Origin of the sequence: Paracoccus versutus (genome assembly GCF_029909795.1) — a bacterium.
In the GTDB taxonomy this organism is placed as follows: Bacteria; Pseudomonadota; Alphaproteobacteria; order Rhodobacterales; family Rhodobacteraceae; genus Paracoccus; species Paracoccus versutus.
Map to the genome: position 1 here is coordinate 70,987 of NZ_CP038197.1, position 22,199 is coordinate 93,185.

16 protein-coding genes and 1 pseudogene are annotated in these 22,199 nt (G+C 65.7%); 16 read left to right on the top strand and 1 reads right to left on the bottom strand.

What is annotated here, in order from left to right:
* Positions 1 to 247: 247 nt before the first annotated feature.
* Positions 248 to 1,525 (top strand): annotated as a pseudogene (locus E3U25_RS11380) (inorganic phosphate transporter); the annotation flags it as partial.
* 339 nt (positions 1,526 to 1,864) lie between these two features.
* Entirely contained in the window at positions 1,865 to 3,328 is a 1,464-nt protein-coding gene (locus E3U25_RS11385) for an alanine/glycine:cation symporter family protein (protein ID WP_116222530.1), read from the top strand.
* 570 nt (positions 3,329 to 3,898) lie between these two features.
* Here E3U25_RS11385 and E3U25_RS11390 read toward each other — a convergent pair.
* The gene (locus E3U25_RS11390) at positions 3,899 to 4,783 is read right to left on the bottom strand and encodes a MurR/RpiR family transcriptional regulator (RefSeq protein WP_036760996.1); all 885 of its coding nucleotides are present in this window, start codon (positions 4,781 to 4,783) and stop codon (positions 3,899 to 3,901) included.
* A 121-nt stretch (positions 4,784 to 4,904) separates the two neighbouring features.
* Here E3U25_RS11390 and E3U25_RS11395 point away from each other — a divergent pair, with 121 nt between their 5' ends.
* The 14 genes from E3U25_RS11395 to E3U25_RS11460 all read left to right on the top strand — a co-directional run bounded on the left by E3U25_RS11395 (position 4,905) and on the right by E3U25_RS11460 (position 21,830).
* On the top strand, positions 4,905 to 5,645 hold the full coding sequence (locus E3U25_RS11395) for an N-formylglutamate amidohydrolase (protein ID WP_116222531.1): 741 nt from the start codon (positions 4,905 to 4,907) through the stop codon (positions 5,643 to 5,645).
* Positions 5,645 to 6,181 (top strand): TRAP transporter small permease subunit, encoded by a 537-nt coding sequence (locus tag E3U25_RS11400; protein ID WP_036761001.1) that lies wholly within the window; start codon positions 5,645 to 5,647, stop codon positions 6,179 to 6,181. The genes E3U25_RS11395 and E3U25_RS11400 overlap by 1 nt, the downstream gene beginning before the upstream one ends.
* A complete protein-coding gene (locus tag E3U25_RS11405) occupies positions 6,178 to 7,503 on the top strand; it encodes a TRAP transporter large permease (protein ID WP_036761004.1) in 1,326 nt (441 codons plus the stop codon). The genes E3U25_RS11400 and E3U25_RS11405 overlap by 4 nt, the downstream gene beginning before the upstream one ends.
* Before the next feature lie 23 nt (positions 7,504 to 7,526).
* Complete coding sequence (locus E3U25_RS11410) at positions 7,527 to 8,567, top strand: TRAP transporter substrate-binding protein (RefSeq protein WP_036761014.1); 1,041 nt, start codon at positions 7,527 to 7,529, stop codon at positions 8,565 to 8,567.
* A gap of 53 nt (positions 8,568 to 8,620) precedes the next feature.
* Positions 8,621 to 9,982, top strand: coding sequence for a glutamine synthetase family protein (locus E3U25_RS11415; protein WP_116222532.1), 1,362 nt, complete (start codon positions 8,621 to 8,623; stop codon positions 9,980 to 9,982).
* Between the two features lie 37 nt (positions 9,983 to 10,019).
* Positions 10,020 to 11,408 (top strand): aldehyde dehydrogenase family protein, encoded by a 1,389-nt coding sequence (locus E3U25_RS11420; protein WP_116222533.1) that lies wholly within the window; start codon positions 10,020 to 10,022, stop codon positions 11,406 to 11,408.
* On the top strand, positions 11,405 to 12,550 hold the full coding sequence (locus E3U25_RS11425) for an iron-containing alcohol dehydrogenase (RefSeq protein WP_036761013.1): 1,146 nt from the start codon (positions 11,405 to 11,407) through the stop codon (positions 12,548 to 12,550). The genes E3U25_RS11420 and E3U25_RS11425 overlap by 4 nt, the downstream gene beginning before the upstream one ends.
* 410 nt (positions 12,551 to 12,960) lie before the next feature.
* Positions 12,961 to 14,922 carry an acetate--CoA ligase gene (gene acs / locus E3U25_RS11430; protein ID WP_116222534.1) on the top strand — a complete coding sequence of 654 codons (1,962 nt, stop codon included), beginning with the start codon at positions 12,961 to 12,963 and terminating at the stop codon, positions 14,920 to 14,922.
* A gap of 108 nt (positions 14,923 to 15,030) precedes the next feature.
* Complete coding sequence (locus tag E3U25_RS11435; protein ID WP_036760348.1) at positions 15,031 to 15,288, top strand: DUF4212 domain-containing protein; 258 nt, start codon at positions 15,031 to 15,033, stop codon at positions 15,286 to 15,288.
* 10 nt (positions 15,289 to 15,298) lie between these two features.
* Positions 15,299 to 17,110, top strand: coding sequence for a sodium:solute symporter family protein (locus E3U25_RS11440; protein WP_036760346.1), 1,812 nt, complete (start codon positions 15,299 to 15,301; stop codon positions 17,108 to 17,110).
* Between the two features lie 59 nt (positions 17,111 to 17,169).
* On the top strand, positions 17,170 to 18,981 hold the full coding sequence (locus E3U25_RS11445; protein ID WP_116222535.1) for a DUF294 nucleotidyltransferase-like domain-containing protein: 1,812 nt from the start codon (positions 17,170 to 17,172) through the stop codon (positions 18,979 to 18,981).
* Positions 18,982 to 18,988: 7 nt separating this feature from the next.
* The gene (locus tag E3U25_RS11450) at positions 18,989 to 19,486 is read left to right on the top strand and encodes a hypothetical protein (RefSeq protein WP_036760342.1); all 498 of its coding nucleotides are present in this window, start codon (positions 18,989 to 18,991) and stop codon (positions 19,484 to 19,486) included.
* Positions 19,486 to 19,857, top strand: coding sequence for a response regulator transcription factor (locus E3U25_RS11455; protein WP_036760340.1), 372 nt, complete (start codon positions 19,486 to 19,488; stop codon positions 19,855 to 19,857). Before E3U25_RS11450 ends, E3U25_RS11455 begins: the two co-directional genes overlap by 1 nt.
* Positions 19,851 to 21,830, top strand: a complete 1,980-nt coding sequence (locus E3U25_RS11460) for a 3'-5' exonuclease (protein ID WP_116222536.1) — start codon at positions 19,851 to 19,853, stop codon at positions 21,828 to 21,830. The genes E3U25_RS11455 and E3U25_RS11460 overlap by 7 nt, the downstream gene beginning before the upstream one ends.
* Positions 21,831 to 22,199: the final 369 nt, after the last annotated feature.

The window sequence follows — 22,199 nt, forward strand, 5'->3', positions numbered from 1 at the left end:
ATGTCCCCTGTTTCCCAGATCGTTCAGGTCGAGGTTAGGCAGAGCCGCCACGCAAGACAACCGCCGGGATGCGCGAAAATGCGCGGGTGTCGTTGCGTCCCGAAGGCCGAGCACGCCCTTGCCGTCCGGCTTTGGAGGGCGCCGGCGGGAATTTTCGTCGCCCTCGGCCAGCCGCCTTTCGCCGCAGCCGCCCAGCTCGTGGCGTTCGAGCCCAGGATGCCGGACATGTTGCAACAATGTCTTTGATGTGTTTGGCGCCTACATGGCGCTGAACATCGGGGCCAACGATGTGGCCAACAACATGGGTCCTGCGGTGGGGGCGAACGCGCTCAGCATGGGGGGCGCCATCATCATCGCGGCGGTGTTCGAAAGCGCGGGCGCGCTGATCGCCGGGGCCGACGTGGTCTCGACCATCGCCAAGGGCATCGTCGCCCCCGAGGCGCTGGACACGCCTGCGACCTTCATCTGGGCGATGATGGCGGCGCTGCTGGCGTCGGCCCTGTGGGTCAATCTGGCGACATGGATCGGGGCGCCGGTCTCGACCACGCATGCGGTGGTCGGCGGGGTCGTGGGCGCGGGCATCGCCGGGGCCGGCTTCGGCGCGGTCAGCTGGGACCAGATGTTCGCCATCGCCGCCAGCTGGGTCATCTCTCCGGTGATGGGCGGGGTCGTGGCGGCAGGCTTCCTGTGGCTGATCAAGTCCCGCATCGTCTATCGCGAGGACAAGATCGCCGCGGCCCGCGTCTGGGTGCCCATCCTGGTCGGCATCATGGCGGGCACCTTTGCCGCCTATCTGGTGATGAAGGGGCTGAAGCAGCTGGTCGAGGTCTCGATGGGCGCTGCGCTGCTGCTGGGCCTGATGGTGGGGCTGGGCTGCTGGTTGCTGATGATTCCGGTCACCCGCCGCCAGTCCGAGGGGCTGGAGAACCGCAACAAGTCGGTGAAGGTGCTGTTCGGCATCCCGCTGGTCGCCTCTGCCGCCTTGCTCAGCTTTGCCCATGGCGCCAACGACGTCGCCAATGCCGTCGGCCCGCTGGCGGCCATCGTGCAGACGGTGCAGACGGGCGATTTCAATGGCGACGTGACCATTCCCCTGTGGGTCATGCTGATCGGGGCCTTCGGGATCTCCTTCGGGCTCAGCCTGTTCGGCCCCAAGCTGATCCGCATGGTCGGCAGCGAGATCACCAAGCTCAACCCGATGCGCGCCTATTGCGTCGCCCTGTCGGCGGCGATCACGGTCATTCTGGCAAGCTGGCTGGGGCTGCCGGTCAGCTCGACCCATATCGCGGTGGGGGCGATCTTCGGCGTGGGCTTCTTTCGCGAATGGGATGCCGAGCGGCGGCTGAAACAGGCCCGCATCGCCGTGCCCCGGCCGGAATACATACCCGCGGACGAGCGCCGCCGCCGCAAGCTGGTCCGCAGGCTGCATGTGCTGACCATCGGGGCGGCCTGGGTCGTCACCGTTCCTGCCGCGGCGCTTCTGTCGGCGCTCCTGTTCCTGATCCTGCGGCAGATACCGGCCTGATTCGCGCCCCGGCGCGGCAGATCGAAACCCGTGATGATGGCGTCAGAACCACCGCGCCCCCTTGGCGCCGATGGGGCGATGGACGCTGAAGGGATCGCCTGCCGCGCCAAGGCTTCGGCTGCTTGCGCAAGGGGATCCCGAGCGGACCGCCTTTGCGCAGCGGCGCCAAGGCAAACCCGACCTCGCCGGTCTCTGTCCCTGTCCTGGTGGGAACGTCTTTCGCGCCATGGCCGTCTTTCGCCCCCGTTCGCTGCGGCAAGGGCCGTGCCGCGGCCGAACTTGACATCCGGGACCGAACGGTTCCGTTTGCGGCCCTTGCAATCACGAGAGGCGGTATTGATGGGACTCGACCAGATGGAAGCAATCCTGGGGAAAATCGGCGGGATCGTCTGGGGGCCTTACCTTCTTGTCCCGCTGCTGTTGGGCACCGGGCTTTACCTGACGATCCGGTTGCAGGGCATCCAGCTTGTCCGTCTGGGCGCGGCTCTGCGGCTTGGGCTGCTCAAACGCAGGGATGACGATGCCGAGGGCGACATCTCGCAATTCCAGGCGCTGACCACCGCGATGGCCGCGACGGTCGGCACCGGCAACATCGTCGGGGTGGCGACGGCCATTGCGGCGGGCGGTCCGGGGGCGCTGTTCTGGATGTGGGTCACGGCGATCCTCGGCATGGCATCGAAATATGCCGAGGCCTTCCTCGGCGTGCGCTTCCGCACCACCGACGAGGTTGGCGAGAAGAACGGCGGCCCGCAGTATTACCTGGAGCGCGGCATCCCGAACGGCTTTGGCAGGTTCCTTGCGCTGTGCTTTGCGATATTCGCCGTCTGCGCCTGCTTCGGCATCGGCAACATGACGCAGGGCAACTCGATCGCCTCGAACCTCGAGCGCAGCTTCATGATCCCGACCTGGATCACCGGCATCGTCCTGGCCGGCCTGACGCTGGTGGTGCTGGTCGGCGGGATCAAGTCCATCGGCAAGGTGACTGCCGGGCTGGTGCCGGTGATGATCCTGTTCTACGTCCTGGGCGCGCTTTACATCCTGCTGGTCAACATCGGGTCGGTGCCCGCCGCCCTGGGCGAGATCTTTTCGCAGGCCTTTACCGGGACGGCGGCGACGGGGGGCTTCCTGGGCTCCACCATCATGATCGCGGTGCAGTTCGGCGTGGCGCGCGGCATCTTCTCGAACGAATCCGGCATGGGTTCCGCCGCGATTGCCGCCGCTTCGGCGCAGACCACGCATCCGGTGCGGCAGGGCCTGGTGTCGATGACCCAGACCTTCATCGACACGATCATCGTCGTGTCCTGCACCGGCCTGGTGATCATCACCACCGGCGTCTGGACCGAGATCGACCCGCAGACGGGGCTGCAGATCTCGCCCTCGATCATGACCGGACAGGCGTTCAGCCACGGCCTGCCGGGACAATGGGGGCATTGGGTCGTGACCGTCGGCCTGGTTCTTTTCGCCTATTCGACCATCCTGGGCTGGGCCTATTACGGCGAACGCAACCTCGAGCGCCTGGTGGGTCATCGCGGCGTCATGCCCTTCCGCATCCTGTTTTCCCTGGTGGTGCTGCTGGGCTGCACGGTCCAGCTGGGCGTCGTCTGGGGCTTTTCGGACGTGATGAACGGGTTGATGGCCATCCCGAACCTGATCGGGCTGCTGATCCTGTCGGGCCTGATCGCGCGCGAAACCCGCTTCTACCTTCGCCACGACCCCCGGCTGGAGGCCGACCGCCAGCAGATCGAGGGCTTCATGAAGGGCCAGCCGAGCTGGGACGAATGGAGGGCGAGCGAGCGGTCGTAAGCCTTGCCGGCCACCCCGCCGGTGCCGGCGGGGTGGTTCGCGGGCCAGGTGCTTTCTGCCGGCGACCCCAGCGGGCCGACGAGCGCGCCCGCACGGCCTGGCGGTAAGGCACCGCCGACGCGGCCCGACCGGCGCGCGCAGCCGGGCGACCGGAAGGGCCGGCATCCTCCGGCTGCGGACAGCCGGTCGAGCCGCTGCAATCGGAAGGGCTTAGCAGGCTGCTGAAAAAGTCCTTGCGACAGGACAGCGCGGGCGGGGAACCAGGAAATCCGCCTCAACTTTGCCGAAAACACCCCATTTTCGGGCCGATATTAGCTGGCTCCAGAACGATTTCCGCTGCGTCGCCCTCTCAAAATCCTTTTTCAGCAGCCTGTTAGGACCATTCTCAGAGCCGCCCGGAACTATACCAAGCGCGTCCTGAATGAAATTGCAGCAGGTGAGGTGCGGCTGGAAATTTCGCTGCGCCGGATCAAGGGGGGCAATATCGCACAGCGCACCTGAGCCATTCTCCGATGCGCTTTCAGTGAATGCCAGCCTCCGCCAGGTCAATCGAGGCTTGGCGCCGCGGGTTCAACCCTTCCCGCGCCGGAACATGCTGGCGCGTTCATACAGCGCCTCAAGCCGCGTCATGCGGTCCTGCGCCTGTGGCCAGTTCAGTTCCTGCACCGCCGCAAGCAAGGTCTCGATCAGCACCATCAGTGCCGTGCTGCTGTCCCAGGCCGAGGGCACCTCGATCTGTGCAGCGAAGCGGAAGCGGGCATAGGCCGATATCGGGCTGATCCAGGGATCGGTGATCAGGACGACTTCTGCACCCCGCTCGGCTGCCATTTCGGCCAATTGCAGGGTCGCTCTTTCATAGCGGCGGATGTCGAACACGATCAGCACGTCGCCGGGACGCATCTCCAGTAGCGCCGAGGGCCAAGCGCTGGACTGGCTGGGCAGCGCGGATACTCCCGGCCGGACAATTCCCAGCTGAGTCACCAGATAATCCGCCAGCGCATGGGTGATGCGCCCGCCCGTCACCAGAACCCGGCGTTTCGGATCGGCCAGCATCTCGGCGCATGCATCGAAATCGGCGTGGTCGATCCGGCTGAGCGTCCGGGTCAGATTGGCCAGAACGGCGTCTGCGAAACGATTCAGGATATGGGTCTGGGGCACCCCGTCGGTCCAGCGCGCGTGCTTGGACAGGGGCGATTCCAGCCGGGCCTCGATCTCATTGCGCAGTTGCGCCTGAAATTCCGGATAGCCGCGAAACCCAAGCTTCTGAACCAGGCGCAGCACCGTGGGCGTCGAAACCCCCGCTTCTTTCGCAAGATAGGTCATCGAGGCCAGCCCCGCGACGGGAAAGTTCCGCGTCAGGTGGCCGGCCAGCAGGCGCTCGGTCGGGGTCAGGGTGCCGAAGCGCTGCATCAGGCGGTCCTCGATAGTGCCCGCGGCTTCATGTTCCTGCGACATCGACGGCCCTCCCGACAGCGTCACCGTGTTCGTAACATTCTTAACAGGAAAAACACACTCTGAAAAATAATTGACAGACTCGCCCCGGCTGCTTCAACCTGAGCAGCAATGGAGCGCGCGCATGTCTGATCCTGCATTCTTTTTCCAGATAGATAACGCGGAAGGCAGCGGTGATGCGGTCATCGTGTGCGAGCATGCCTCGAACGATCTGACGGCTGCGGCCAATGCGCTTGGGCTGAGCGTCGATCAGCGCCAGGCCCATATCGCATGGGATCCCGGCGCGCTTGGCGTGGCGAAGGGGCTGTCCTCCGCGCTGGACGCGCCGCTGATCCACGCGACGGCTTCGCGCCTGATCTATGACCTGAACCGCCCCCCCGATTCACCAGGCGCGATGCCTGCGCGTAGCGAGGCATATGACATTCCCGGCAATCGCGATCTGACCCCCCGGCAGCGGCTGGAGCGGACCAGGGCGCATTACATTCCCTTTCATGCGGCGCTGTTTTCCCTGTTGGCCCGCAGGCTGGCCAGCGGCAGGCCGACCGCGCTGATTACCGTCCACAGCTTTACTCCCGTCTATTTCAGTACAAGGCGAGAGGTCGAATTCGGCATCATCCACGAGGCCGACGACAGGCTGGCACGAGCCATCCTGGCACGCGACGTCGGGCTTCTCACCCGCCTGAACGATCCCTACAGCGCCGCCGACGGCGTGACCCATACGCTGGCGCTGCATGCCACGCCCCTTGGGCTGGACCATGCGATGCTGGAAATCCGCAACGACCTGATCGCGACGCCGGTGGCGCAGCAGGCCATGGCGAACCGTCTGGCCCCGGCGATCCGCGAAGCCGTGAAGGAGTGCCTGTGATGCCGAACTGGGCGATCTGCTATGTCAGGCGCATCGAGGCGCTGAACTACCGCCTTGGCCGCATCGTCATGTATCTGCTGTTCGTGATCATGGGCGTCCTGCTGTGGTCCTCGTTCACCAAGGTGATCAGGATGCCGTCGCTGTGGACGCTGGAGGTGGCGCAATTCACGCTGGTCGCCTATTACCTTCTGGGCGCACCCTATTCGATGCAACTGGGCGCGAACGTGCGGATGGACCTGCTCTATGCCCGGATGCCGGTGAAGCGGCAGGCGATCTGGGACATCTTCACCATCTTCTGCCTGTTGTTCTATCTGGGCGTGATGCTGTGGGGGGCGGTGGACAGCACCGCCTACAGCTTTCGGATAGGCGAGCGCGCGCCAAGCGCGTGGCGCCCTCCGTTATGGCCGATCAAGGTCGTCATCACGATCAGCTTTGCGCTTATGATCCTGCAAGCCATCGCCCATCTGATCCGCGACATCGCCATTCTGCGCAACGTCGACATTCCCCGCCCCTTTGTCGGCGAGGTCAACAGATGAGCCATGAGTGGATCGCCATCCTGATGTTCTCGACGATGCTTCTGATGATGATCACGGGGCAGCGGGTCTTCGGGGCCATCGGCTTCGTCGCCGTGGTGGCGGCGCTGCTCTTGTGGGGGCCGGGCGGCACCGACATGGGCTTTTCGGCGGTGATGAAGGTGATGCGGTGGAACGCGTTGCTGACGCTGCCGATGTTCGTCTTCATGGGCTATGTCATGTCGGAATCGCGGCTGGCCGACGACCTTTATCGGATGTTTCACGTCTGGTTCGGGCCGCTGCCGGGCGGGCTCGCCATCGGCACGGTGCTGTTGATGGTGATGATCTCGGCCATGAACGGGCTGTCGGTCGCCGGCATGGCCATCGGCGCCACCATCGCCTTGCCCGAGTTGGTCAAGCATCGCTATGACAAGCCGATGATCTCGGGCGTCATTCAGGCGGGGTCCAGCCTCGGCATCCTGATCCCGCCTTCCGTCGTTCTGGTGCTGTATTCGCTGATCGCGCGCCAGCCGGTCAGCCAGCTGTGGCTGGCGGGGATCGGGCCGGGGTTGCTGATGGCCGCGCTGTTCATCGCCTATATCCTGATCCGCACCTGGCTGAATCCGGCGCTGGCCCCCCCGATGCCGGCCGAGGAACGCGCGGCCATCACCTGGCCGCAACGGTTTCGGCTGTTGCGCGCGGGCATCCTGCCGATCATCATCTTCGCCGCCATGATGATCCCTTTCGTCAAGGGCTGGACCTCGCTGACCGAAAGCAGCGTCATCGGTGCCGTGTCGTCGGTGGTCGCCGCCGTCCTCAAGGGCCGCTTCACCCGGCACGTGTTCGAAATCGCGACCCGCCAGACGCTGGCGATCACCTGCATGTTCATGCTGATCATCATGGCCGCGCTCAGCTTCGGTGCGGTCTTCGACGGGCTGGGCGCGGGCCGCGCCATCGGGCGGCTGTTTCTGGGCGAGATGCATCTGACGCCCTTGCAGGTGCTGCTGATCATGCAGGCGTCCTTCCTGATCCTGGGGATGTTCCTGGACGACACCGCGATGCTGGTGATCGTCGCGCCGATCTATGTCACCATGGCGCGCAGCCTCGGCTTCGATCTGGTGTGGTATGGCATCCTTTATACCATCACCTGCCAGATCGCCTACCTGACGCCCCCGTTCGGCTACAACCTGTTCCTGATGCGTGCGCTCGCGCCTCGGGATTTCACGCTTGGGGTGATCTATCGCTCGGTATTGCCCTTCGTGATGATCATGCTGCTGACGCTCGGGCTGGTCATTGCGTTCCCCGGCATCGCCATGTGGCTGCCCCAGTCGATCTATGGACAATGACAACCGGCAAGGAGGTAAAGACGATGAACACGACCAGACGAGAGCTCTTGACCAGCGGCGTCGCCGCGGCCGGGGTCGGCGCCCTTGCCGCCCCCGCCATCGCACAGGGCGCACCGCTGAAATGGCGGATGCAGACCTATGCGGGTGCGGCACTGGGCGAGCATGTCTGCAAGCCTGCGGTAGACGCCTTCAACAAGATCGCCAACGGCCAGATGGAGATCGAGCTTTACTATGCCGACCAGATCGTGCCCACGCCCGAGCTGTTCCGCGCGCTTCAGAACGGCACCATCGACGCGGTGCAGTCCGATGACGATAGCATGGCCTCGCCCACCGAGGTGACGGTCTTCGGCGGCTATTTCCCCTTTGCGCTGCGCTATTCTCTGGATGTGCCGGCGCTCTTCAACCACTATGGTCTGGACGAGATCTGGAAAGAGGAATACGCCAAGCACGGCATCCAGCATATCTCGGCAGGGTCTTGGGATCCTTGCAACTTCGCGACCAAGCAGCCGATCAACAGCCTGGCCGACCTTCAGGGCAAGCGTGTCTTTACCTTCCCGACGGCGGGACGGTTCCTCGCGCAATTCGGCGTCGTGCCCGTCACCTTGCCCTGGGAGGATATCGAGGTCGCGCTGCAGACGGGCGAGCTGGACGGCGTCGCCTGGTGCGGCATCACCGAGGACTATACCGTCGGCTGGGCCGAGGCGACGGGCCATTTCCTGACCAACAACATCTCGGGCGCATGGATCGGCCATTTCTTTGCCAACCAGCAGCGTTGGGACGAGGTGCCCGACCATCTGAAGGAGCTGATGAAAGCCGTCTTCGACCAATCCCATTACTATCGCCAGCATTGGTATTGGGCGGGCGAGGCGCGGCTTCGCGTCGGCGGCGACAAGATGCAACTGACGACGATTCCCGCCGAGGAATGGGCCACCGTCGAGGAGGCCGCCAAGAAATTCTGGGACGAGATCGCCGCGGAATCCGAGGTCAAGGCCCGCGTCGTGGCCCAGATCAAGGAATACAACGAAGCGATGGAGAAGGCAGGTCCACCCTATCGCTATTCGTGATCACTGCGACTGGGCGCATCCGCGATGGTGCGCCCTCCTTACCGGAGTCACCCATGCCTGCCAACCTTTCCTTGAAAAACCTCGAGCAGGCGGTCCAAGCCGGCGAAATCGACACCGTGATCGTCGCGTTGGTCGATATGCAGGGCCGTTTGATGGGCAAACGCTTCCACGCAGCCCATTTTCTCGAGAACCACGACGAGACGCATTGCTGCAACTATCTGCTGGCGACCGATCTGGAGATGAACACGGTGCCGGGCTATGCGGCGGCAAGCTGGGCGGCGGGCTACGGCGACTACGTGATGAAGCCGGACCTTTCGACCCTGCGCCGCCTGCCCTGGGCGGCGGGAACCGCGCTGTGCATGTGCGATCTCTACGACCACAAGACCCACGAACTGGTCCCCCACGCCCCGCGCAGCGTGTTGCGCCGGCAGGTCGAACGCGCGGCCGCCCTGGGTTTCCAGCCGATGATGGCGACCGAGCTTGAATTCTACCTGTTCGAGCAATCCTTCAAGCATCACTTCGACAGCGGCTATCGCTGCCTTGTCCCGACTGCGCGCCACAATGTCGACTATGCCCTCAGCGGCACCTTCGGTGAGGAACCCGTGATGCGGGATCTGCGCAACGGTCTTTACGGCGCCGGCATCCCGGTCGAGAATTCGAAGGGTGAAGCCAACGCCGGCCAGCACGAGATCAATGTCAGATATTCGGATGCGCTGGATACCTCGGACATGCATGTCGTGGTCAAGGCTGCAACCAAGGAGATCGCGAGCAGGCACGGCCTCTCGGCCACCTTCCTTGCGAAAGTCGCGCATGGCCAGGCAGGCTCGTCCAGCCATGTGCATCAATCCCTGTTCAGGGACGGCGAGAACGCCTTTTTCGACGAGAGTGCCGAACATGGCATGTCCGACCTGATGCGGCATTACATGGCGGGCCAACTGGAACATGCGCGCGCGCTGACCTTTTTTCTTGCCCCCTATGTCAACAGCTACAAGCGTTTCGTGACCGGCCTTTTCGCACCGACGAATGCGATCTGGTCGGTGGACAACCGCACAGCAGGTTTCCGCGTTTGCGGCGACAACACCAGGAGCGTGCGCATCGAATGCCGGATCGGCGGATCGGACCTGAACCCCTATCTGGCCTGCGCCGCGCTGCTCGCCGCCGGGCTGGAGGGGATCGAGCGGAAACTGGCGCTGGAGCCGGAATTCACCGGCGACGCCTATGCGGCCCAGGATGCCCGGCAGGTGCCCAAGACCCTGCATGAGGCCGCCGATGCCCTGGATGGCTCGGCCATGTTGCGCGCGGCGATGGGCGATGGGGTCATCGATCACTATGTCCACGCCGCCCGCTGGGAAGTCGAGGAATTCAACCGCGCCGTCACCGATTGGGAACTGGCCCGCGGGTTCGAGCGCGCCTGACACGATCCGCCGGAACCTCCGCCAATACGAGGAAGAGATGAGCAAGACCATCGCCCTGATATCGCCCACCACCGGCAAGACCCTTGTCGAAAGGCAGACCCTGGGCATCGAGGACGCGCGCGCCGCCGTTGCCCGCGCCCGTGCCGCCCAGCCCGGATGGGCGGCGCTGCCGCTGGACGAGCGGGTCGCCCGCATCCGCGCCGGGATCGCGGCGCTGAACGCCATGAAGGACGCGATAGTGCCCGAACTGGCCGATCAGATGGGCCGCCCGATCCGCTACGGCGGTGAATTCGGCGGCGTCAACGAACGCGCCGACCATATGATGAAGATCGCGGCCCAGGCCCTTGCCCCGACCATGGTCGAAGACAGCGATCATTTCGCGCGTGAGATCCGGCGCGAGCCGGTGGGCGTGGTCTTTGTCATCGCGCCCTGGAACTATCCTTTCCTGACCGCCGTCAACACGGTCGTGCCCGCCCTGGTCGCCGGCAATGCCGTGATCCTGAAGCATGCGACCCAGACCCTGCTGGCGGGCGAGCGTCTGGCCGAGGCGCTGCATCGAGGCGGCGTTCCCGCCGACATCATGCAGAATGTCGTCTTGGACCACGAGACGACCGAGGCACTGATCGTCGAGCGCAGCTTCGGCTTCGTGAACTTCACGGGCTCGGTCGCCGGGGGGCGTGCGATCGAGCGGGCCGCCGCGGGGACCTTTACCGCGACCGGGCTGGAACTGGGCGGCAAGGATCCCGGCTATGTCCGCGCCGATGCCGATCTGGATGCGGCGGTGGACGGGCTGATGGACGGCGCCATGTTCAACAGCGGCCAGTGCTGCTGCGGGATCGAGCGGATCTATGTCCACGAAAGCCTCTTTGACGCCTTCGTGGCCAAGGCCGCCGATTGGGTGAACGCGCAGAGGCTGGGCAATCCCCACGACCCGGATACGACGATGGGGCCGATGGCGCACCGGCGCTTTGCCGATCTGGTCCGCGCGCAGGTCGCCGAGGCCGTGGCGCAGGGGGCAAGGCCGCTGATCGACCCGGCGCACTTTCCCGCCGATGATGGCGGCGCCTATCTTGCGCCGCAGGTGCTGGTCGACGTGACCCACGATATGCGCGTGATGCGAGAGGAAAGCTTCGGCCCCGTCGTCGGCATCATGCCGGTTCGCGACGATGCCGAGGCGATCCGGCTGATGAATGATTGCGACTATGGGCTGACCGCCTCGATCTGGACCGCCGATGCCGATGCCGCCGCCCGGATCGGCAGCCGGCTTGAAACCGGCACCGTCTACATGAACCGCTGCGACTATCTGGACCCGGCGCTGTGCTGGACCGGCTGCAAGGACACCGGACGCGGCGCAGCGCTGTCGGGCCTTGGCTATCTGGCCGTGACGCGGCCGAAATCCTACCATCTGAAAAAGGTGACGAAATGACGCTTCGGGCGAACTGGTCCTATCCGACCACCATAAAATTCGGCGCGGGCCGCGTCACCGAACTGGCCGAGCATTGCAGGGCCGCGGGCATCGCGCGTCCCCTGCTTGTGACAGACAAGGCACTGGCGAGCCTGCCCATAGCCGCGCAGGCCCTGGATATTCTGGATGCCTCCGGCCTTGGCCGCGCGGTCTTTTCCGAGGTCGATCCGAACCCCCACGAGGGCAATATGGAGGCCGGCATCGCCGCCTACAAAGCCGGCGGACATGACGGCGTGATCTGCTTTGGCGGCGGCTCGGCGCTGGACCTGGGCAAGATGATCGCGCTGATGGCGGGCCAGACCGTATCCGTTTGGGACCTGGAGGACATCGGCGACTGGTGGACCCGCGCGGATGCCGGCAAGATCGCGCCCATCATTGCCGTGCCGACGACGGCGGGCACGGGCTCCGAGGTCGGGCGCGCCGGGGTCCTGACGAACTCGGCCACGCACAAGAAGAAGATCATCTTCCATCCCAAGCTGATGCCGGCCGTCACTGTCTGCGACCCCGAACTGACCGTGGGCATGCCGAAAGTCATCACCGCCGGCACCGGCATGGATGCCTTCGCCCATTGCCTCGAAGCGTTCTGCTCGCCCCATTACCACCCCATGTCGCAGGGCATCGCGCTTGAGGGGCTGCGGCTGGTGAACGAATACCTGCCCCGCGCCTATGCCACGCCCGACGACATCGAGGCCCGCGCGAACATGATGAGCGCCGCCGCCATGGGGGCCGTCGCCTTCCAGAAGGGGCTGGGCGCGATCCATAGCCTGAGCCATCCGGTCGGCGCGGTCTATGGCACCCATCACGGCACCACGAATGCGGTGGTCATGCCGATGGTGCTGGACTTCAACCGACCGGCCATCGAGGACCGGCTTGCCCGCGCCGCCGACTATCTCGGCATCAAGGGCGGCTTCGACGGCTTTCGCGCGCGGGTGATCGAGCTGCGCAGCGAGCTTGCCATCCCCCAGAACCTGACCCGGTTGGGCGTCCAGTCCGAACGTCTGGACGAACTGACCGAGATGGCGCTGGAGGATCCGAGTTGCGGCGGAAACCCCGTCGAGATGACGCGCGAAAACACTCGCGCGCTGTTTGAAAGCTGCATGTGAATATATCGCGCGGCCCCGCGATCCTCCAGGGGCCGTGCCCGTCCCTGCCTTCGCAAACGCAGTCCCTGCGACGAAGCCGGGATCATCGCACGGCGCAGCTGCTTGGCTGCCCCGATGCGCTGTTGGCGAATGCTCGCCCCCGGATGCGCTGGCGGCGTTCTCTCGGACCGCTGTCACGGTCGGGAAGACGATTCGGGATGACGGATCAAGCCGGCATGTAAAATATTTACAAATCGCATATCCAACCTGTCAATTTATTAACAAAATTTCCTTTATATATAAACGCTTAACATGGATGCGGTGATCGGTTTAACATCGTTCTCGAGCTTTCTTGCAGCGGCCCGACGTGGAGGCGTCGATATGGCGCCGCAGGGAAGGGGAAAAGATGCGATTGCTTATGAGGGGGAGCCATGTCCGTTGAAAATGTTGCGAAACATCCCATTCCGCCCGGCTTCGAGGATGCCCTGGTCCAGCCGGCCGATTACGCCCGCATGTATGCCGAATCGATCTCGGACCCCGACGGGTTCTGGGGGCGCGAGGGCAAGCGGCTGGACTGGATCCAGTCCTATACCAAGGTGAAGAACACCGATTTCACCATGGGCCAGGTCTCGGTCAAATGGTTCGAGGACGGCATCCTGAACGCCTCGGTCAACTGCGTCGACCGCCACCTGCCCAAGCGCGCGAACCAGACCGCGATCATCTTCGAGCCGGACGACCCCAGCCAGCCGGCGCGCCACATCACCTATGCCGAACTGTCGGAAAAGGTGAACCGCTTTGCCAACGTCCTGCTGAGCCAGGGGGTGATGCGCGGCGACCGGGTGGTGATCTACATGCCGATGATCCCCGAGGCGGCCTATGCCATGCTGGCCTGCGCGCGGATCGGCGCCATCCATTCCATCGTCTTCGCCGGCTTCTCGCCCGACGCGCTGGCCAACCGCATCAACGATTCGGGTGCCAAGCTGGTCATCACCGCCGACACCGCGCCGCGCGGCGGCCGGCGCACGGCGCTGAAGTCGAACGCCGACGCGGCGCTTCTGCATTGCTCGGACCGGGTGCGCTGCCTGGTGGTCAAGCATACCGGCGACCAGACCAGCTGGATCGAGGGCCGCGACGTCGATGTCCTCAAGCTGATGGACGAGGTCAGCCCCGACTGCCCGCCGCGGCCGATGAATGCCGAGGATCCGCTGTTCATCCTCTATACCTCGGGTTCGACCGGCAAGCCCAAGGGCGTGGTCCATACCACCGGCGGCTACCTGCTGTTCGCCGCGATGTCGCATCAATACGTCTTCGACTACAAGGACGGCGACGTGTTCTGGTGCACGGCCGACGTGGGCTGGGTGACGGGGCACAGCTATATCGTCTACGGCCCGCTGGCCAACGGCGCCACCACGCTGATGTTCGAGGGCGTGCCGACCTGGCCCGATGCCGGCCGCTTCTGGGCCGTCTGCGACAAGCACCAGGTCAACCAGTTCTATACCGCGCCGACCGCCATCCGCTCGCTGATGGGGCAGGGGCCGGAATGGGTCGAGAAATACGACCTCTCCAGCCTGCGCGTGCTGGGCACGGTGGGCGAGCCGATCAACCCCGAGGCCTGGGTCTGGTATGACAAGCATGTCGGCAAGGGCCGCTGCCCGATCGTCGATACCTGGTGGCAGACCGAGACCGGCGGGCACATGATCACCTCGCTGCCCGGCGCCATCGAGGCCAAGCCGGGCTCGGCCACGCTGCCCTTCTTCGGCGTCAAGCCGGTGGTTCTGGACGCGCAGAGCGGCGTGCCGCAGGACGGCCATGGCGAAGAGATCGACGGCGTGCTGTGCATTGCCGACAGCTGGCCGGGGCAGATGCGCACCGTCTGGGGCGACCACCAGCGCTTCATGGAGACCTATTTCCAGCAATATCCGGGCTATTACTTCACCGGCGACGGCTGCCGGCGGGACAAGGACGGCTATTACTGGATCACCGGCCGGGTCGACGACGTCATCAACGTCTCGGGGCACCGCATGGGCACGGCCGAGGTGGAATCGGCCCTGGTCGCGCATGAGAAGGTGGCCGAGGCCGCGGTCGTGGGCTATCCGCACCCGCTGAAGGGGCAGGGCATCTATGCCTATGTCACGCTGATGAACGGGGTCGAGCCCAGCGACGAGCTGCGCGCCGAGCTGGAGAAATGGGTCCGCACCGAGATCGGCCCCATCGCCAAGCCCGACCTGATCCAATGGGCGCCGGGCCTGCCCAAGACGCGCTCGGGCAAGATCATGCGCCGCATCCTGCGCAAGATCGCCGAGGACGATTTCGGCGCGCTCGGCGACATCTCGACGCTGGCCGACCCCGGCGTCGTCGACGAACTGATCGAGAACCGGATGAACCGCGCCTGAACCCAGGCGCGGAACACGCTCCCGGCCCTTTTCGCCGGGAGAAACGGAGGAGCAAACACGTCGAAAAAGACGGAACGACATGTTTGAAAAAGGGAGGATTTTAAGGACATGAGTGACAGACAATCGTCAAACGCATACTGGCAGGCCAATCTCAAACTGATCTGGCTGTGCATGATCATCTGGGCCCTGGTGTCCTATGGCTTCGGGATCATCCTGCGGCCGATGGTGGCGGGCATATCGGTGGGAGGAACCGACCTGGGATTCTGGTTCGCGCAGCAAGGCTCGATCCTGGTCTTCATCGTGCTGATCTTCTTCTATGCCTGGCGCATGAACAAGCTCGATGCCGAACACGGCGTGGACGAGTGAGGAGCATCCCATGAGCCAATTTACCCTCAATCTCCTGGTCATCGGCGCGTCCTTCGCGCTTTACATCGGCATCGCGATCTGGGCCCGCGCCGGGTCCACGGCCGAATTCTATGCCGCCAACCGGGGCGTCAGCCCGGTCATGAACGGCATGGCCACGGCGGCCGACTGGATGTCCGCCGCCTCGTTCATCTCGATGGCGGGCCTCATCGCCTTCACCGGCTATGACAACTCGACCTATCTGATGGGCTGGACCGGCGGCTATGTGCTGCTGGCGATGCTGCTTGCGCCCTATCTGCGCAAGTTCGGCAAGTTCACGGTGCCGGAATTCATCGGCGACCGCTTCTATTCGGGCACGGCGCGGATCATCGGCGTGATCTGCCTGCTGATCATCTCGATCACCTATGTGATCGGCCAGATGACCGGCGTCGGCGTGACCTTTTCGCGCTATCTGGAAGTGTCCAGCTCGACCGGGCTGTGGATCGGCGCGGCGCTGGTCTTCGTCTATGCCGTGTTGGGCGGGATGAAGGGCATCACCTATACCCAGGTGGCGCAGTATATCGTGCTGATCATTGCCTATACCATCCCGGCGGTGTTCATCGCGCTGCAACTGACCGGCCATGTGCTGCCGCAGACCGGGCTGTTCGGCACGCTGAACGCATCGGACACCAAGTTCCTGGCGACACTGGACCAGGTGGTCACCGATCTGGGCTTCCGCTCCTATACCGGCCATCACCAGTCGACGCTGGACATGGTGCTGTTCACCATGGCGCTGATGATCGGCACCGCGGGCCTGCCGCATGTCATCATCCGCTTCTTCACCGTGCCGAAGGTGGCCGATGCGCGCAAGTCGGCGGGTTGGGCGCTGGTCTTCATCGCGCTGCTCTATACCGTCGCTCCGGCGGTCGGCTCAATGTCGCGCTTCAACCTGACCGCGACCATGTGGCCGGGCGCCGAGGCAGGCCAAACCTTCAGCCAGCCGGCCGTGTCGCTGAGCGACATCGAGACCCGCGAAGACCTGAACTGGATGCGCAACTGGCAGCTGACCGGGCTGCTGAACTGGGAGGACAAGAATGGGGACGGCCTGATCCAGTATTACAACGAGGCCGGGGCCGCCAATGCACCGGTAGCGGCGATCGTCGCCGAGCAGGGCCTGGTGGGTAACGAACTGACCACCGTGAACAACGACATCATGGTTCTGGCCAACCCGGAGATCGCCAACCTGCCGGGCTGGGTCATCGCCATCGTCGCCGCCGGCGGCCTGGCGGCGGCGCTGTCCACCGCGGCGGGCCTGCTTCTGGCGATCTCGGGCGCGGTCAGCCACGACCTGATCAAGGGCGCGATCAACCCCGGCATCAGCGAGAAGGGAGAGCTGCTTGCCGCCCGCATCTCGATGGGGGTGTCGATCCTGGTGGCGACGATCCTGGGGCTGAACCCGCCCGGCTTTGCCGCGCAGACGGTGGCTTTGGCCTTCGGCCTGGCCGCAAGCTCGATCTTCCCGGTGCTGATGCTGGGCATCTTCTCGACGCGAATGAACAAGGAAGGCGCGATGGCGGGGATGCTGGCCGGGGTCATCTCGACGCTGGTCTATATCTTCACCTACAAGGGCTGGTTCTTCATCTCGGGTACCAACATGCTGCCGGACACGGCCGATGCGTGGCTGTTCGGCATCTCGCCGGCCTCGTTCGGGACCGTCGGCGCGCTGATCAACTTCGCGGTGGCCTATCTGGTGTCCAGCGTCACCAGGGAGCCGCCTGTCGAGGTGCGTGAGCTGGTCGAGTCGATCCGCGTCCCGCGCGGCGCCGGCGCGGCGCAGGCCCACTGACGAACGGTCGCGTCCCTTCGTGGGGGCGCGATCTTTCCGCCAATCGGCAGGGCAGAACCATGACCGACATCGCTGCATTCATCGCCTCGGTTCATCCCTATGACAGCCTGCCGCAGGACGAGCTGGAGCGGGCCGCGGCGTCGTTCAAGCGCAGGACCTATCCGGCCGGCAGCGTGATCTATCGCCACGGCGACAGGCTGGCGGGGGTTTACCTGATCGAGAGCGGTTTGGTCCGGGTCTCGGATGCCGTGGGAGATTCCGTTTCCGAACTGATGACGCGCAACTCCTTTGGCGAAAGGGGACTGCTGCGCGACGGGGTGGCGGTTACCACGGCGACGGCCATCGAGGATTCGACCGTGCTGATGCTGCCCCGTGCCGAGCTGATGCGGCTGATCGGCAGCCATCGCGCGGTGGCGCGCTTCTTCGACCGCGGCGGCTTGCCCGGCAATCGAGAAGGCGATCTGGCCCTGCTGAAGGTCGGCGACCTGATCGGGCGGCAGGCGCCGCTGACCTGCACCCCCCAGACCCCTGCCATCGAGGCCGCCCGCGCCATGCGCGACGCCCGCGTCAGCAGCATCGGCGTCCTGGACGGGGATCGGCTGGTCGGGCTGGTCACGATCCGCGACATGTCGAACCGCATCGTCGCCGAGGGGCGCGACGGAAACGTGCCCGTCGCGCAAGTGATGACGCCCGAGCCGATCACGCTGTCGCCCTCGGAACTGGGCTATGACGTGCTGAACATCATGCTCGAGCGCCGCATCGGCCATCTGCCGGTGGTCGAGAAGGCCCGCTTCGTCGGCATGGTCAGCCAGACCGACCTGACGCGGGTGCTGGCGATCTCGGCCTCGGCGCTGATCCGCGATATCGCGCAAGCGGCGGATGTCGCCGAGATGGCGGTGGCGACCGGCCGCATTCCCGCGCTGCTGGTGCAACTGGTCAACGGCCATCACCGGCACGAAACCATCACCCGGATGATTACCGACATCGCCGATGCGGTGACCCGCCGCCTGCTGGTCATGGCCGAGGCGCGGCTGGGTCCGCCGCCCGGCCCCTGGCTATGGGCGGCCTGCGGCAGCCAGGGGCGGCAGGAACAGACCGGCTTGTCGGATCAGGACAATTGCCTGATCCTCGGCGACGATTGCGACTCGGACGATCCGTGGTTCGCCGAGCTTGCGCGCTTTGTCTGCGACGGGCTGAACGCATGCGGCTATGTCTATTGTCCGGGCGAAATGATGGCCATCACCCCGCGCTGGCGCCAGCCGCGCAGGGTCTGGCGCGGCTATTTCCACGACTGGATCGCCCATCCCAGCCCCGAGGCGCAAATGCTGGCCTCGGTCATGTTCGACCTGCGCGCCATCGGCGGCGATGCCGCGCTGCTGGACGGGCTTCAGGCGGAAACCCTGCACATGGCGGCGAAGAATTCGATCTTCGTGGCGCATATGATCTCGAATGCGATGAAACACCGCCCGCCCTTGGGGTTGATCGGCGGCTTCGCGACCGCGCGCACGGGCGAGCATCGCCACCATATCGACATGAAACTCAATGGCGTCGTGCCCGTGGCGGATCTCGCGCGGATCTATGCGTTGCAGGGGCAGCTGACCCCCGTCAACACCAGGGCACGGCTGGTCGAGGCGCAGGCGGCGGGCGTCATCTCGGGTAGCGGCGCGCGCGACTTGATCGCGGCCTATGACCTGATCCAGACCACGCGGTTGGAAAACCAGGCCGCGCAGATCCGCGGGGGCGAACGGCCGGGGAACCACCTGTCCCCCGCCGCGCTGCCCGACTTTCAACGCAGCCACCTGCGCGACGCCTTCGTGGTGGTGCGGGGGATGCAATCGGCGCTAGGCCACGGCAAGGGGATGTTGGGATGAGGGGCGTATGACCGGGATAGGGGTCGAACTGCTGGGCGTGATCGCGGTCGGCGTGGGCGCGGCGGCGCTGCTTTATGCCGGAATGCACCTGTTGCGCAAGCTGGGGTGGGCGCCGGCGCGCTGGCTGCTGCCGGCGGGCATCGGCCTTGCTATGGTCGCTTATGCGGTCTGGAACGACTACGCTTGGTATGACCGCGCGGTCGCCCGGCTGCCCGCGGACGCGCAGATCCTGCTGGTGGGCCGCGACAGTCAGCTCTGGGCGCCCTGGACTTATCTGGCACCGGTCGTGATCCGCTTTGCCGCCCTTGATCCGGCCGGCATCTCGGAGACCGCCGAGGGCATCCGCCGGGCCGGGATCACGCTGGTCGAGCGGCGTGGCCCTACGTTGGTCGTGCCGCAGGAATTCGATTGCGCGAAGGGGCTGGTCCGGCCGGCGCGCGGCGCATGGTCGCCCCCCGGCCCATCGGACCCGGCCTATTCCGTCGTCTGCGGGGGAGGAGGCTGATGGCAGATATCCTTGTGGTCGAGGATGAGGACAATATCGCTACCGCCCTGGATTTCCTGCTGTCGCGCGACGGCCACAAGCACCGCCGCATGGCCACGGGTGCCGGCGCGGTCGAGGAGATCCGGGCCAACCGTCCCGATCTGGTGCTGCTGGACGTGATGCTGCCCGACGTCTCGGGCTATCAGATCGTGCAGGATGTGCGCGCCGATCCGGCGCTGAACGATGTGCGGGTGCTTTTGATGACCGCACGCGGCTCGGTCGTGGAACGCCGCAAGGGGCTGGCGCTGGGGGCGGACGGCTTCATCGCCAAGCCCTTCGAGCTGTCCGAGCTGCGCGCGGAACTGGCGCGGCTGCTGGGGGGACGATGCTGACGCAGCTGTCGCTGAGGGCTCGGGTTCTGTTGATCTTTGCCGGGCTTGCGGGCGCCGTCCTCGCGATCTTGGCGGCGGCGCTGTGGGTGGCGGGGGCAAGCCTTACGGGCCGGGGCGTCCCGGTCCAGGCGATGCTGGACGCGCTGGCGCTTGCGGCGCTGATCGCGGGGTTCGGCGCGTTGGGGATGATCGTCTGGATCTGGTTCCTGTTCGACCGCAACGTGGCCCGCCCGATCGAACTGCTGGCCGGGGGCTTGCGCACCGGCCAGACCCCCGAGATCGAGGAGGCCCGCTATCTTGCCGATCTGGGCCCCGCCGCGCGCGACGCCGCCGAGGCGCGGGCGCGTTCGGCCGAGGCGCTGGCCGATGCGGTCGCCGAACATGCCGCCGACCTGCAACGCGAGAAGGAGGCGCTGGAATCCATCCTTGCCGATATCGGTGCCGGCGCGGTGATGACCGATCCGGCCGGACGGGTGATGTTTTACAACGCCTCCGCCGCGCATCTCTTGCCGGGCATCGCGCTGGACCGCCCCATCGAGCGCCATCTGCCCGGCGGCGCGTTGGAGGCCGGGGCGGCGCGTCTGGCGGCGGGGGCGGCGGCGACGGACCTGACCTGCCTGACCTCGGCCGGGCAGCGGCTGTGGGGGCGCATGCGACGGGTCGATGGCGGCACGCTGCTGATCCTGAACGACCGTCCGCCGCAGCATCCCGCGCCGCGCGACCTGCTGGAGACTCTGCGCCGCCATGCCGCGACCCTGGTGCCAATGCTGGGTGCGTTGGAGGGACCGATCCCGCCTGCTCTGGCGCAGGCGATCCAGAGCGAGGGGCAGGGATTGGCCAATGTCCTGCGCGTACTGACCGAGGCGATGAGCGGTGACGCCCCGCGCGGAGGGGCTGGGCTGAACGAACTGGCCGCCGGGCTGGACCTGGCGCCCGACCAGCCTCGGCTGGTGCTGCTGGCTGACGCGGCCGGCGTGAACGGGCTGCTGCGCCATCTGGACCGCCGCCTGCGCGAACAGGGTGCGGCCCCCCGCCTTGCCGCCGAGGCCGAGGCCGGGGCCGAGGCGTCCGAGGCGCGGCTCTTGCTGCTCTGGACCGGGGCGGCGCTGCCCATGGACCGGCTGGAGGCCTGGCTGGCCGAACCGCCCGATCCGGCGCAGCCCGAACTGACCGGGCACGAGATCCTGGCCGCGCATGCCACCGGCATCTGGACCGAGGCGCGGGACGGTCAGGCGCGGCTGGTTCTGCCACTGCCGATCGCGCCGGGCCGGCCGGACAGCGCCGGGCTGACCTATGACTTCGCCCTGTCGCGGCGCGGCGCGGCCTCGTCGCGGCTGGCCGATCTGACCTGCGTGGTCTTCGACACCGAGACGACCGGGCTTGACCCCGCCGCTGACCGCATCGTGCAGATCGCCGGGCTGCGCATCGCCCGCGGCCGCCTGACCGGCGAGCGTTTCGACACGCTGGTTGATCCCGGCCGGCCGATCCCGCCTGCCTCGACCGCCGTGCATGGCATCACGGATGCGATGGTGGCCGGTGCCCCTGACATGACCGCAGCACTGACCGCCTTTCACCATTTCGCCGAGGATACGGTGCTGGTCGCCCATAACGCACCCTTCGACATGGGCTTCCTGCGCCGCGCCGTGCCCGAGACCGGGGCGCATTTCGACAATCAGGTGCTGGATACGGTGCTGCTTTCGGCGATGCTCTGGGGCCAGTCGGTGCCGCATTCGCTGGATGCGCTGACCGAGCGGCTTGGCATCATAATCCCGCCCGAGGCGCGCCACACCGCCATGGGCGACGCCCGCGCAACGGCCGAGGCCTATTTGCGGCTGATCGCGGCACTAGAGGCCAAGGGGCTGGAACGATTCGAGGACATACTGGCCGAGGCTCGCCGCCACCGCCGCCTGATCGACAACGCCAACAAGCCGGCAGGCGAGACCGCCTCCGACCCTGGGCCGGGGGCAGGCTGACCGCCCAACCTTCTGCGCGGCCATGGGGCGGATCGAATATCCGCCAGCCGGCAATTCCGCCGGCCGGCGCCGTCGGAACGGATAGGCCTGCCCGCCCGTTCCGATGCGGCGCTTCCGGTTCACCAGCCAATCCCGCAACGCCACTGCTGTGGCGTGTCCAAAGAGGAGTGCACCACCGGGAATACTTTAAGAAGCGTTAAGAGGCCCATGTGCGAATCGTCAAGCTGAAGCGTCTTGGTGTGGCGACAATGGCAGTGGGGCGGGCAGTGAAGCTGCGAGATCGTTGAGCGAATAGGTAGATCGCGTTGTTTTTTTTCTGGCGCGGGACAGATGGTATGAATTTTGTACGCTATCACCCATGCACTGGGT